We start from the raw sequence: 13,364 nt of genomic DNA, 5'->3' as shown, positions 1-13,364 counted from the left end.
CCCGCTCCGACCGTGCTCAAAGGAGAGACCGGTGAGAACCAGAGGGCTTCGTGCAGTCTCCGCCGTGGCGGCGGGTGTGCTGCTGCTGGCGGCTTGCGGCGGCCAGGAGCCGGAGGCCGCGGACGACGGCGCGGTGCTGACGCTGTGGACCCGTGCCGCGACCGAGTCGGTGTCCAAGGCCTACGCCGACGCCTACAACGCCACCCACCGCAACAAGGTGGAGGTGACCGCCTATCCGAACGAGGAGTACCCGGCCAAACTCGCGTCGGCGGCGGGCGCGAAGTCGCTGCCCGACCTGTTCGCGGCCGACGTCGTGTTCGCGCCCCAGTACGCCTCCCAGGGCCTGTGGGCCGACGTCACCGACCGGCTGGCCGTGCTGCCGGTGAAGGACCGGCTCGCGCCGTCGCACGTCAAGGCGGGCACGTGGGAGGGCGCCAACTACGCGTTACCGCACACGATCGACCTGTCCGTGCTGCTGTACAACAAGGACCTGTACGCCAAGGCGGGTCTGGACCCGGAACGGCCGCCGCGCACGCTGCGGGAGTTCGCCGACCACGCCCGCGCGGTCGACCGGCTCGGCGGTGACGTCAACGGTACGTACTTCGGCGGCAACTGCGGCGGCTGCGTCGAGTTCACGTTGTGGCCGTCGGTGTGGGCCGCGAACGGCGACGTGCTCGACCCCGAGGGCGAGGAGGCGCGGGTCGACTCGCCGGAGATGGCGGACGTGTTCGCCCTCTACCGCTCGCTGTACGAGGAAGGGGTGGCCGCGCCCGCGTCGAAGGACGAGGCAGGTCCGACCTGGCTGGGCGCGCTGCGGAGCGGGAACGTGGGCATCGCGCCCGCGCCCTCGGTCTGGCTGGACGCGTTGGAGCAGCAGGGCTTGACGCTGGGCGTGGCCCCGATCAGCGGCCTGGCGGGCGGCGAGTCGACCTTCGTCGGCGGTGACGCGCTGGGCATCGGCGCGACCACGGAGAAGGTCGAGCAGGCGTGGGACTTCCTGTCCTGGACCACGTCGGACGAGGCGCAGGTCGAGGTCGTGGCCAAGAACAAGGGCGTGCCGACCCGCACCGACCTGGCGGACAACGAGTACTCGTCGGCCGACCCGCGCACGGTGCTGATCAACGGCCTGGTGGCCAAGGGCCGCACGCCGTACGCGCGCAACTTCAACGCCTCGTTCAACGACCCGCAGAGCCCGTGGCTGCGGACCGTGCGCGGCGCGCTGTTCGGTGACGCGGGCCGGGCGTTGGCCGACGGCAACACCGCCATCACCCAGTCGCTCCAGCAGGGCTGAGCAGCCACCGGAGGCTCGGATGTCCACGACGACGACGTCACTCCCGAGCACGCGAACACCCCCGGCACGCCCGCAGCCACGGCCCGCGAGGCGCGGACGTCGGCTGCGCGCCCTCGTCGGTGCCGCGTACGCGGCACCCACCGCCGTGATGGTGTGCTTGTTCTTCCTGGTGCCGCTGGCGCTCGTGGCATGGATGTCCCTGCACCGCTGGCCGTTGCTGGGCAAGGCGAAGTTCAACGCCCCGGCCAACTACAGGGGGATCGCCGAGGACGAGCTGCTGCGCTCGGCGGCCTGGTTCACGGTCAAGTACACGGTGGTCATCACCGTGCTGCTGTTCGTGGTCGCGTTCGGGCTGGCGCTGCTGGTGCAGCACCGGCGACCTGGGGTCGGCTTCTTCCGCACCGCGTTCTTCCTGCCCATGGCGGTCGGCTTCGCCAGCGCGTCGCTGCTGTTCCTGGGCCTGCTCAGCGACGAGATCGGGCCGGTGACCGACCTGTTGTCGTGGCTCGGGCTGGTCGACGGGTACGTGTCGTGGACCAGCGGCAGCCCGGACTCGGCGCTGGCGTCCGCGGTGGTGCTGGTGCTGTGGCGGTTCGCCGGGTTCACCATGCTGATCCTGCTGACCGGGCTGCACGCGATACCGCCGGACGTGTACGAGGCCGCCCGAGTGGACGGGGCGAACCGGTGGCAGACGTTCCGCCGCATCACGCTGCCGCTGATGCGGCCGACGATCGCGCTGGTGCTCACCCTGATGACGACCGGGTCGCTGCTGGCGTTCGACCAGTTCTGGATCCTCACCCGCGGCGGGCCGGACAACAGCACCACCTCGCTGGTGATGGTGATCTACCGGGAAGCGTTCATCCGGCTCGACCTGGGCTCGGCCGCGGGCATCTCGGTGGTCCTGCTGGCGGTGCTCGTGGTGTTCAACGTGATCCAGTTCCGCGTGTTGCGCCGGAGGTCGTCGTGACACCGCGGTGGGGCTATTACGTCACCGGCACGGCATTGGCGATCCTGTTCCTGTTCCCGCTGGTGTGGGCCGGGTTCGCGTCCGTGCGCACGGACACCGGGTTCGGGTTGGAGAACTACGCCCGGCTGTTCACCTCGGCCAACGGCGTGCAGCTCCGGCACGTCCTCAACAGCGTGGTCGTCAGCGCGCTAACGGTGGGCGGCACGCTGGTCATCGCCACGCTGGGCGGCTACGCGTTCGGCCGGTTCCGGTTCCCCGGCCGCGACGTGCTGTTCCTGCTCACGCTGGCGATCCTGATGGTGCCGTACGCGACGATCCTGATCGCCCTGTACGTGCTGCTGGGGTGGCTGGGGCTGGAGGACTCGCTGGTCGGGCTGAGCCTGGTGCTCATCACGTTCCAGCTGCCGTTCTCGGTGTTCATGATGCGCAACTCGTTCGAGGCCGTGCCGGTGGAGCTGGAGGAGTCGGCCCGGGTCGACGGCTGCACCAGCGTCGGCACCCTGCTGCGGATCATGCTGCCCGCCGTGCGGCCGGGCCTGGTCACCGTGGGCCTGTTCGCGTTCCTGACCTCGTGGAGCGAGTTCTTCGCGCCGCTGATCCTGCTCAACTCGACCGACCAGTTCACCACCACTCTCGCCGTGGTCAACCTGCGCACCGCGAGCCACGGTTCGATCGACTACGCCGCGCTCGAAGCGGGGGTGGTGTTCATGGCAGTGCCCTGCCTCGTGCTCTTCGCCGCCATGCAACGCAGCTACGTCCGCGGGTTCACCTCTGGCGCCGTCAAGGGCTGAACCCGCCGGTCCGCCGCCGCATCGTCCGGCAACCGGAAGGAAGATCGTCGTGTCACGACCATGGATGAGAACACTGCTGAGCGGCGTGGTCCTCGCGCTGGCGCTGAGCGGCGCGGGCGTCGCGCAGGCCGAACAGGCGCGTGACGTCACCGCCGCCGCCAACCCGGCGACCTGGAGCCCGCCGTCGCACCTGGTCACCCCGCTGAACCAGGTGTGGTCGCACCAGGAGAGCACCTACGGCAACCTGTACGGGTTCCGCAACTACGGCTGGGACCAGGTGTTCGTCAACGGCGGTTACCTGAACTTCTGCGTGCGGTGGGACTCGTCGGCGCCGGTGAGCGCCTCGCTGCGGGACCGCATCCACGCCAAGCTCGCCGAGCAGTACAAGAAGTGGATGGACGTCATGGTGGGCCACAACAACTGGCCCTACGCGTCCGTGCCGATCAAGGTGGTCGGTTGGGCGGTGCGCGACCGGAACACGTTGCAGTGGAACGACAACTCCGTCGACATCTACGTCAACAACATCCGGGAGAACGCGCCGCAGTGCGCCGAGGCGTGCGGCCGGTTCTTCGTCCGCGACGGCCAGTACCGCAACTGCCCCGGCGGGGTGGCCAGGCACTACGACCAGTCGCTGTGGCTGACCGCGGGCATGGGCGGCGGCGCGGGCGGTGACTGGGGCCAGCGGATGGGCAGCGAGTACTTCGTCAACAACCTCGGCAACCCCGACTTGACGATCCTGCTGCACGAGATCGGCCACACGTTCGGTCTGGACGACTTCTACGACTGGACGCCCAGCGGCGTGTCCGGCTTCCTGATGAAGGCCGGCAGCGCCCGCGGCATCACCGAGTTCGACACCTGGATGTTCCGCGACTGGTGGCGGCACCTGAAGAGCCGCTACGGCCGCTGAGCGCACGCCGGCGCCACCGCGCACCGGTGGCGCCGGCCCCCGAACCACGCAGCAGGCCACTGACAGGAGCAACCATGCGCACCCGACGACGGGTGCTCGGGCTGGGCGCCGCGCTGGCGCTCGTCACGGCCCTGGCACCACCCGCGTCCGCCGCCAACCCGATCATCACCACCTACTACACCGCCGACCCCGCCCCGCTGGTCGTCGGCAACACCATGTACATCTACGCGGGCCGCGACGAGGCGCCCGTCGGCACCAACAACTTCGTCATGCGCGAGTGGCGCGTGCTGTCCTCGACCGACGCCGCCACCTGGACCGACCACGGCGCACGCGCGAACATCGCCACGTTCCCGTGGGCGGGCGCGGACGCGTGGGCGAGCGAGGTCGAACCCCGCAACGGCAAGTACTACTGGTACACCTCGGTCAACGGTACCGGCGCGGGCTGGATGGACATCGGCGTGGCGGTCGGCGACAGCCCGCTCGGCCCGTTCCGCGACGCCAAGGGCGGCCCGCTGGTCAGCGACAGCACGCCCAACTCGTCCGGGCTGAACATCGACCCGACCGTGTTCACCGACGACGACGGCCAGTCCTACCTCTACTGGGGCGGCTACTGGGGCGCGCGGGCGGCGAAGCTCAAGCCGAACATGATCGAGCTGGACGGCCCGGTGATCACGCCGCAGGGCCTGGCGAACTTCTGGGAAGCGCCCTGGATGTTCAAGCGCAACGGCCTGTACTACCTGATGTACGCGGCCAACGACACCAACGGCTGCGTGACGAACTCCAACTACGCCTGCCAGCGCTACGCAACCGCCACCAGCCCGCTCGGGCCGTGGACGCACCGCGGCGTCGTGCTCGACCAGGTCTCGTCCACCACCAACCACGCGGGCGTCGTGCAGTTCAACGGCCAGTGGTACATCGTCTACCACAACGCCAACGCGCCCGGCGGCGGCAACTTCCGCCGTTCCGTCGCGGTCGACCTGCTGCACTTCAACGCCGACGGCACGATGCGCAAGGTCGTCCAGACCAACACCGGTCCGCCGCCGAACCCCTCCGGCAGCACGAACCTGGCGACCTCCGCCACCGCCTCCACCTCGCACGTCTCGGCCTGGGAGTCGTTGGCCGCGCTCAACAACGGCGGCACGCCCGCGAGCTCCGCGGACCGCTCGAACCTCGCCTACGGCAACTGGCCCGAGCGCGGCACGCAGTGGGTCGAGTACCAGTGGCCGACCGCCAAGACGATCGACAAAGTCGCCACCTACTGGTTCGACGACGACCAGGGCATCGACCTGCCCGCGTCGTGCGAGGTCCAGTACTGGAACGGCAGCGCGTACGTGGACGTGCCCGGCCAGTCGGCGTGCGGTGTCGCCGGGAACACGTTCAACACCACCACGTTCACCGCCGTGTCCACCACGCGGCTGCGGTTGTCGATCACCTCGAAGCCCGACTTCTCGACGGGGGTGTTGGAATGGCAAGCCTTCCAGGCGTGACCCGGCGGCTGGCGGTCGTGGTGGTGCTCGGGGCGCTCCTCGTGCCCGTGCCGAGTGCCTCCGCCGCGCAGACCATCGGCTATCCCACGTTCACCGGTCCTTCGATCCCCGCGCCGCCGGTCGGCTACAGCACCGGCAGCACGATGCGCGCCATCTACGACGCCGAGAGCGGCGGCACGGACTTCTGGATGGACCGCCTGCTCGCCCGACCGGGCAACGACCCGGCGGGCCCGTGGCTGATGACCCGCGGTCGCGGCCTGTTCCTGTACACCCACAACCCGGCCGTCATCGGCTTCGGCGGCAACGCCGCCTACTGGGACAACATCAGCAGCCAGAACGCCTACGCCGTCACCGTCGGCTCGGGGACGCTGACCGAGCAGGTGTCGAGCCGGTGGCAGGCGCCCAGCCACTGGAAGGGCGTCTACACCGGTACCGGCCTCCGGGTCGAGGTGGCGAAGTTCATCACCCACAACAACGTCGCCGTGACGAACCTGACCGTCACCAACACCGGCTCGGCGTCGGCCACCGTGCCGCTGCGGGTCACCTCCCCGTACGCCACGACGGTCAGCGGCGCGGAGCTGACCGGCTCACGGCTGGTGAAGAACAACCTCACCACCATCCGGCCGAGGCTCTCGGGCGACGGGTTCACCGCCGCGAGCGGAGCCCTCACCCGGTCGATCACGCTCGGCGCGGGCCAGTCGGCCACCACCAAGGTCGTGATGGGCTTCGTCACCGACGAGATCCCCGAGTCGCTGACCGAGTACCACGCCTACCGCGGCCACTCGCCGTCGGTCGCGTTCGCCACCCACGTGCGCGCCTACAACCGGTGGTGGGCCGACCACCTCCCCTACATCGACGTGCCCGACCCCGCGATCAAGAAGAACGTCTACTACCGCTGGTGGCTGATGCGCTTCAACCACCTCGACGTGGACATCCCGGGCCAGGACTTCCAGTTCCCGGTCTCGATCGAGGGCGTCACCGGCTACAACAACGCGATCGCGCTGACCCAGCCGATGCACATCGACGACCTGAAGTACCTGCGCGACCCGGTGTACTCGTACGGGCCGTGGCTGTCGGTGGGCCAGTCGTCCAAGGGCGGCCGGTTCATGGACAACCCCGGCGACCCGGAGAACTGGTCCAACTCCTACACCCAGTACATCTCCGAGGCGGCGTGGCGCAGCTACCAGGTCCACGGCGGCCAACCCGCCGTGGCCGGGAACCTCGCGAAGTACGCCGAGGGCGACGTGAAGGGGCAGCTGGCGACCTTCGACACCAACAACAACGGCGTCATCGAGTACGACTGGGGTGCCATGACCGGCAACGACGCCGACGCGGTGTCGTTCGACTGGCGGGCGGGCAACCTCGACCGGGCCGAGACGGCGTACGTGTGGAGCGGCGCGGTGGCCGCGCAGCAGGCGTACGCGCTCATCGGCGACACGGCCAAGGCGGCCGAGATGCAAACGCTTGCCGACCGCATCCGCACCGGCGTGGTGAACACCCTGTGGAACCCGTCGCGGCAGCTGCTGGAGCACAAGCACGTGGCCACGAACACGCACGTGCCGTGGAAGGAGATCAACAACTACTACCCGTTCTCGGTCGGCCTGATGCCGAACACCGACCAGTACAAGCAGGCGCTGCGGCTGTTCGCCGACCCGGCCGAGTACCCGGTGTTCCCGTTCTACACGGCCAACCAGCGGGACAAGGCCGAGGCCGCGCAGGCGGGCCACCCCGGGTCGAACAACTTCTCCACCATCAACTCCACCGTGCAGTTCCGGCTGTACTCGTCGGTGCTGCGCAACTACCCGAACCAGTGGATGACCGCCGAGGACTACAAGAAGCTGCTCTACTGGAACACCTGGGCGCAGTACGTCGGCGGCAACACCCAGTGGCCCGACGCCAACGAGTTCTGGGCGAACTGGAACTCCGGCACCCGCACCATCGACTACCGGTCCTGGATCCACCACAACATCCTGGGCAGCTCGAACTGGACCGTGGTCGAGGACGTGGCCGGGTTGCGCCCGCGCACGGACACCCGCATCGAGCTGTCGCCGATCGACATCGGCTGGTCGCACTTCGCGGTCAACCACCTGCGCTACCGCAACATGGACCTGAGCGTGGTGTGGGACGACCCGGCCGACGGCGTCACCCGCTACAACGGCGTGCCGCAGGGCTATTCGGTCTACCTCGACGGCACCCGCGCGTTCACCGTCGACCGGCTCACCCGCGTGCTCTACAACCCGGCGAACGGCGAGGTGACGTTCCCGTCCGGCGCGGGCACGGTGACCCACAGCGTGGCCGTGAGCGGTCTGAAAGCGCCGCAGGACGTGGCGCACGGCAGCCCGCGGATGGTCGACGTGTTCGCCAAGGCGGGCGTCGACCTGACCTCCACCACGCCGAACCTGGCGCGGGGCGCGGCCGTCACGGCGTCGTACACGGCGTCCGGCACGTCGGTCGGCGCCGCGGTCGACGGGTTCCCGATCAACGAACCCCTGTGGGGCACTTCGGGATCACCCAACACCTCGGACTGGTACGAGATCGACTTCCGGCAGCAGCGCACGGTCGACGAGGTGCGGCTGCACTTCCGCGACGACCGGGCGGGCAACCGGTACCGCGCGCCGTCGTCGTACGCGGTCCAGTACTGGAACGGCTCGTCGTGGGTGGCAGCGGCGGCCCAGGCCAAGACGCCGACGACACCGAAGGCGAACTACAACCGGGTCGGGTTCACCCCGGTGTCCACCCAGCGGATCCGGGTCCAGGTGACCCACGCGTCCGGGTTCAGGACCGCGTTGACCGAGGTGAAGGCGTACCACCGGGGCGGGACCAACCCGGACCCGCCGCCCGCGAACCTCGCGCCGGCGGCGACGCCGTCCGCGTCCTACACCTCGCCGTGGGAGTCGGTGGCCGCGATCAACGACGGGGTGGACCCGCCGTCGTCCAACGACACCGTGAACCCGAGGTGGGGCACCTGGCCGGAGACCGGCACGCAGTGGGCCGAGCTGACCTGGGACTCGGCGAGGTCGGTGAAGTCGGCGCACGTGTACTTCTTCGACGACGGCCAGGGCGTCGACCTGCCCGCGTCGTGGAAGCTGCAGCACTGGACCGGCTCGGCCTACGCCGACGTGCCGGGTGCGAGCGGGTATCCGGTGGCGGGCGACCGGTACCAGGAGGTGACGTTCGGCGCGGTGAGCACGACCCGGTTGCGGGTGGTGCTCCAGAGCGGGGTCGGCTCGGTCGGTCTGCTGGAGGTGAAGGCCTTCGGCTGACCGGCGGGGGCGGGGGACCGGCCTCGCGCCGGCCGGTCCCCCTTCGCGGCGGTGTCAGCAACCGCCGCAGTTGTAGTAGGTGACGTCCCAGTGGTTGCTCTCCAGGAAGTAGACGTTCCCTGAGCCCGAGCGCCACTTGTTGCCACCGATGTAGGTGAACGTGCCGCGGATGTAGTTGCCGACGCACGTGTAGAGGCTGTAGTCGAGCTTGTAGCCGTTCCAGTGGCTGTAGGTGCCGCTGGCGTGGCCGGTCTCCGTGCCGCCGGTGATGTTCAACGCGCAGCCACTGGCCCGCTTGAGGGTCTCCGCGCCCTGCACCGTGGCCAGGTTGATCTGCGAGAACGACGTGCAGGTCGGGTTGTTGCGGTCACTGCACCCGCCGCTGGAGGACCACGTGATGCCGGCGGCGCGGAATCGGGCCGTGGCCTCGGCGTGGGTGAGCTTGGTGACCAGCGCGGTGACCGGGGTGTCGGCGGCGGGCTGGAAGACGGCGTCCTCGACGGCTTTGGCGGGTGCGGCCGAGGCCGTGGTCGCGCCGGTGACGGTGAGCAGTGCCACGGCGGCGGCCACGACGGCGGCGCGGAATCGACCGGTACGCATGGGAACGGTCCTTTCGACGGGCAGGGTCGTCGGACCGCCCAGCTTAGGTGCCGGACAATTACCACACAGCGGCCAAGTGGGAGATTTTCTGACTGCTTCAGCCGTGGTATGACCGCGGTTCGCCGGCCTGGGCTTCCTTGCCGGTTTCAGGCAACCAACGCGGTCGCGGGCGGCCGGGGTGCGGCATTGCCCGCCGACCCGGCGTGGATCATCATTGTTGCAGGTCAGGGGGATGCCGGAACCGGTTCGCCACGAACCGGGACCGGCCCGGCCCAGGGGATCGGGGGGACAGGAAGAACGGGGGACCCAGCGGATCGGGGGATCCGAGGGATTTCGGGGGGTACAGGGGGATCGGGGGACAGGGGAACGGTTTCGCGCCCGTCGGGGAGCGGGGGACCGATCGGCGCACCGGAGCACGGGCGAGCACCACGCCCGCGCCCGGTGCGTCGTGCTGTCGGCGGGCGTCAGCGGTTCGTAAGGGCTCACACCGGTCCGGGTGCGGCAGGATCGCGGTCGAGTCCCTGGTGGAGGTGTGGTCGATGTTGTGGAAGTCCGCGTCCGTGGCCGTTCTGCTGACCCTGGTGGTGGGGTGTGGGTCCGCGCCGACGTCGAGCGGCGGTTCACCGTCCACGGACGCGCCGACGACCTCCGGCGCGGCGCCCGGTTCCGACGCGCCCGCGCCGAGCGGCCCGGTGGCCGAGCAGTTGAGGTTCACCGCGAAGACGGTGGACGGCGCCGACTTCTCCGGTGAGAGCCTCGCCGGCAAGCCCGCCGTCTTCTGGTTCTGGACGCCGTGGTGCCCGAAGTGCCAGCGGGAGGCGTCCGGGGTGGCGGCGACGGCCCGCGACCACGCCTCGGTGACGTTCGTCGGTGTCGCCGCGCTGGACGAGGTGCCCGCGATGAAGCAGTTCGTCGAGCGGTACGGGCTGGGCGGCTTCGGGCACGTGGCGGACACCGACACCGCGGTGTGGAAGCGGTTCGGCGTCACCGCGCAGCCCGCGTACGCGTTCGTCGGTGCGGACGGCAAGGTCGACGTGGTGACGACCCAGCTGTCCGAGCAGGCGTTGCGCGACCGGGTCGCCGCGCTCGCGGGTGCCTGATGACCGAGGTCGTGCTGCTGGCCGTGGCGGCGGGCATGGTCGCCACGGTGAACCCGTGCGGCTTCGCCATGCTGCCCGCCTACCTCGCCCTGGTCGTGGGAGGCGACGACGGCCGTGAGCGGGCCGGGGCGATCGGCCGGGCGCTGGCCGCCGCCGGCGTCATGACCGCCGGTTTCGTGGTGGTGTTCGGCGTCTTCGGCGTGGTGGTCGCCCCGGTCGCGGCTTCCGTGCAGCGGTACCTGCCGTTCGTGACCGTGGTCATCGGCGCGGCCCTGGTCGTCACCGGCGGGCTGCTGGTGGCCGGGAAGACGGTGGCGCTGCAGCGGCTCAAGCCGACGAAGGGCGCGCCGACCAGGCGGTTGGGCTCGATGTTCGGCTACGGCGTCGCCTACGCCACCGCGTCGCTGTCCTGCACGATCGGGCCGTTCCTCGCGGTCGTCGGCACCGCGCTCGGCGGTGCGGACGTGGTCGAGGGCGTCGTGGCGTTCCTCGCCTACGCGGTGGGCATGGGGCTGGTGGTGGCTGTGCTGGCGGTCGCCGCCACGATGGCCGACAACACCCTGGCCACGCGCGCCAGGGCGTTGCTGCCGCACGTCTCGCGGATCGGCGGGGTGCTGCTGGTGCTGGTCGGCGCCTACGTCGCCTACTACGGGGTCTACGAGCTGAGGCTGTTCTTCGGTGACGCGGACCCCGCGGATCCGGTGATCGACGCCGCGGCCACCGTGCAGGGCGCGTTGGTGGAAGCGGTGACCGCGATCGGGCCGTGGCCGCTGCTCGGGGCGCTGGTGCTGCTGGTCGCGGGCGGTGTCGTGCTGGCCCGCCGCCGGGCGGCCCGCCGCTGAACCCGGTCGTGCCGCCGGAAATCGGCCGGCGCGATCACGTCATCCGCTCTACGGTGTCCGGCGTCGGCTGATCGAACCCAGAGGAGGAATGAGATGCGGCGACTCGACGGTGTGCTCCGTCCCGATGCCACTTCCCACACCTCCGAGGTCAGCCATTTCCACCCGAACGCTCAACTTGGGCGTGCTCGCGCACGTCGACGCAGGTAAGACCAGCCTCACCGAACGGCTGCTGTTCGACCACGGGAGGATCCCGCGGCTGGGCAGCGTCGACGGCGGTGACACGCAGACCGACAGCGGCGAGGTCGAACGCCGCCGCGGCATCACGATCCGTTCCGCCGTCGCGTGGTTCAGGCTCGGCGATCTCCAGGTGAACCTGGTCGACACACCGGGTCACCCCGATTTCATCGCCGAGGTGGAGCGCGCGCTGTCCGTGCTCGACGGCGCCGTGCTGGTGCTCTCGGCGGTCGAGGGCGTGCAGGCCCAGACCAGGGTGCTGCTGCGGTCGTTGCGGCGACTGCGCCTGCCCACGCTGATCTTCGTCAACAAGGTCGACCGGGTGGGCGCGCGGTACGACGACCTGCTCGCCGAGATCCGCCGCAGGCTCACGCCCGCCGTCGTGCCGATGGTGCGGGTGGACCGGCTCGGCACGCGTGACGCCGGTGTCGTCGCCCGGTCGTCCGACGACGGGTCGTTCCCGGCGGAGGTGGCCGAACTCCTGGCCGACCACGACCTCTCGCTGCTGGGCCGGGTCCTCGACGGTGACGTGCCGGAGGACGTCGAAGGGCCGTTGCGCGACCAGACGTGCCGCGGGCTGGTGCACCCGGTGTTCTTCGGCTCGGCGATGTCGGGCGCGGGGACGACCGAGCTGACCGACGGGGTGCGCCGGTTCCTCGCGCCGCGCCCGGTGCCGTCCGACGACCTGCGCGGCACGGTGTTCGCCGTCGAACGCACCGGCAAGGGGGAGAAGGTCGCCTACCTGCGGCTGTTCTCCGGGACGCTGCACGGTCGGCAGCGCGTGGCGTTCCGGCGGCGGGACGCCTCGGGCGCGGTCGAGGAGCACCGCGGGCGCGTGGCCGGGCTGGAGGTCGTCGGCGGCTCCGGTCCGCTCACCGCGGGCGACATCGGCAAGCTGCGCGGTCTGCCGCACGTGCGCGTGGGCGACCGGCTCGGCCCTGCCGACCAGGGGACGGGCACGCACTTCTCGCCGCCGATCCTGGAGTCGGTGGTCCGGCCCGCGCGGCCCGGCCGGGAAGCCGAGCTGCACGCCGCGCTCACCCGGCTGGCCGACGAGGACCCGTTGATCCGGACCAGGACCATCGGCGGCGGTGCGACCTCGGTGCTGCTCTACGGTGCCGTGCAGCGGGAGGTGATCGCGGAGCGGTTGGCGCGCGAGTTCGGCATCGACGCGGTGTTCGAGCAGGTCCGGCCGGTGTACTTCGAACGGCCGGTGGGGCGTGGCGAGGCCGTCCACGAGTTCGTACCGCGCGGTCCGAACGACTTCTGGCAGACGGTGGGCGTGCGCGTCGAGCCGCTGCCTCCCGGCACCGGCACCACGTTCACCAGGGAAGCCCAACTCGGCCTGCTGCCGAAGGCCTACCACCGGGCCATCGAGGAGGCGGTGACGGCGACGCTCCGGCAGGGCCTGCACGGCTGGGAGGTGACCGACTGCGCGGTGACGATCACGCACGTCGGCTACGAGGCGCCGATGACGGTCGCCGCCGACTTCCGCCACCTCACGCCCATCGTGCTGTTGCGGGCGCTGCAGCGGGCGGGCAGTGCCGTCCACGAGCCGGGTTACGCGGTCGAGGTGGAGGTGCCGGGTGACGCGCTGAGCGCCGTGACCGGACTCCTGCTCTCCCTGGACGCCGACCTCGGCCCGGCGGTGGAGTCCGGCTCGGCGTGGTCGGTGCCGGGCACCATCCCGGCCCGGTCGCTGCACGACCTGGCCGCCGCCCTGCCCGGCCTGACGCACGGCGAGGGGAGCATCTGGTACGAACCGGGTCCGGCCCGCCGGGTCTGGGGCCCCGCACCGACCAGGGCGAGGACGGACGGCAACCCGCTCGACCTCGACGAGTACCTGCGCTTCCTGTCCAACCGCGACCTGGCCCGCCGCTGA

At 70.6% G+C, this 13,364-nt stretch carries 10 protein-coding genes; 9 read left to right on the top strand and 1 reads right to left on the bottom strand.

Translation table 11 applies throughout. The features are described 5' to 3' along the window. The first annotated feature begins 31 nt into the window (after positions 1-31). From A6A25_RS41455 to A6A25_RS41430, 6 genes are all read left to right on the top strand, one after another. Positions 32-1,291 carry an ABC transporter substrate-binding protein gene (locus tag A6A25_RS41455; RefSeq protein ID WP_073900028.1) on the top strand — a complete coding sequence of 420 codons (1,260 nt, stop codon included), beginning with the start codon at positions 32-34 and terminating at the stop codon, positions 1,289-1,291. 19 nt (positions 1,292-1,310) lie between these two features. Beyond that, on the top strand, positions 1,311-2,258 hold the full coding sequence (locus tag A6A25_RS41450) for a carbohydrate ABC transporter permease (RefSeq protein ID WP_073900027.1): 948 nt from the start codon (positions 1,311-1,313) through the stop codon (positions 2,256-2,258). Beyond that, entirely contained in the window at positions 2,255-3,049 is a 795-nt protein-coding gene (locus A6A25_RS41445; protein WP_073900026.1) for a carbohydrate ABC transporter permease, read from the top strand. Before A6A25_RS41450 ends, A6A25_RS41445 begins: the two co-directional genes overlap by 4 nt. A 64-nt stretch (positions 3,050-3,113) precedes the next feature. After that, entirely contained in the window at positions 3,114-3,956 is an 843-nt protein-coding gene (locus tag A6A25_RS41440; RefSeq protein WP_073900025.1) for a hypothetical protein, read from the top strand. Positions 3,957-4,030: 74 nt separating this feature from the next. Next, complete coding sequence (locus A6A25_RS41435; protein WP_073900024.1) at positions 4,031-5,443, top strand: glycoside hydrolase family 43 protein; 1,413 nt, start codon at positions 4,031-4,033, stop codon at positions 5,441-5,443. Beyond that, on the top strand, positions 5,422-8,706 hold the full coding sequence (locus A6A25_RS41430) for a discoidin domain-containing protein (RefSeq protein WP_073900023.1): 3,285 nt from the start codon (positions 5,422-5,424) through the stop codon (positions 8,704-8,706). The genes A6A25_RS41435 and A6A25_RS41430 overlap by 22 nt, the downstream gene beginning before the upstream one ends. Positions 8,707-8,760: 54 nt before the next feature. Here A6A25_RS41430 and A6A25_RS41425 read toward each other — a convergent pair whose 3' ends face one another. Beyond that, a complete protein-coding gene (locus A6A25_RS41425; protein WP_073900022.1) occupies positions 8,761-9,306 on the bottom strand; it encodes a hypothetical protein in 546 nt (181 codons plus the stop codon). A gap of 539 nt (positions 9,307-9,845) precedes the next feature. On the opposite strand from A6A25_RS41425, the gene A6A25_RS41420 reads away from it, so the two are divergent. From A6A25_RS41420 to A6A25_RS41410, 3 genes are all read left to right on the top strand, one after another. Beyond that, on the top strand, positions 9,846-10,406 hold the full coding sequence (locus A6A25_RS41420; protein WP_073900281.1) for a redoxin domain-containing protein: 561 nt from the start codon (positions 9,846-9,848) through the stop codon (positions 10,404-10,406). After that, a complete protein-coding gene (locus A6A25_RS41415) occupies positions 10,406-11,248 on the top strand; it encodes a cytochrome c biogenesis CcdA family protein (RefSeq protein WP_073900021.1) in 843 nt (280 codons plus the stop codon). Before A6A25_RS41420 ends, A6A25_RS41415 begins: the two co-directional genes overlap by 1 nt. A 124-nt stretch (positions 11,249-11,372) precedes the next feature. Then, the gene (locus tag A6A25_RS41410) at positions 11,373-13,364 is read left to right on the top strand and encodes an elongation factor G (RefSeq protein WP_073900276.1); all 1,992 of its coding nucleotides are present in this window, start codon (positions 11,373-11,375) and stop codon (positions 13,362-13,364) included.

Source organism: Saccharothrix sp. CB00851 (assembly GCF_001905065.1).
Classification (GTDB): domain Bacteria; phylum Actinomycetota; class Actinomycetes; order Mycobacteriales; family Pseudonocardiaceae; genus Actinosynnema.
This window is presented reverse-complemented; position numbering and strand designations above follow the sequence as displayed.

Coding starts and splice junctions, on each gene's coding strand:
- A6A25_RS41440 (WP_073900025.1), top strand. CDS start 3,114: ATGAGAACACTGCTGAGCGGCGTGGTCCTCGCGCTGGCGCTGAGCGGC.
- A6A25_RS41450 (WP_073900027.1), top strand. CDS start 1,311: ATGTCCACGACGACGACGTCACTCCCGAGCACGCGAACACCCCCGGCA.
- A6A25_RS41425 (WP_073900022.1), bottom strand. CDS start 9,306: ATGCGTACCGGTCGATTCCGCGCCGCCGTCGTGGCCGCCGCCGTGGCA.
- A6A25_RS41430 (WP_073900023.1), top strand. CDS start 5,422: ATGGCAAGCCTTCCAGGCGTGACCCGGCGGCTGGCGGTCGTGGTGGTG.
- A6A25_RS41420 (WP_073900281.1), top strand. CDS start 9,846: ATGTTGTGGAAGTCCGCGTCCGTGGCCGTTCTGCTGACCCTGGTGGTG.
- A6A25_RS41435 (WP_073900024.1), top strand. CDS start 4,031: ATGCGCACCCGACGACGGGTGCTCGGGCTGGGCGCCGCGCTGGCGCTC.
- A6A25_RS41410 (WP_073900276.1), top strand. CDS start 11,373: ATGCCACTTCCCACACCTCCGAGGTCAGCCATTTCCACCCGAACGCTC.
- A6A25_RS41415 (WP_073900021.1), top strand. CDS start 10,406: ATGACCGAGGTCGTGCTGCTGGCCGTGGCGGCGGGCATGGTCGCCACG.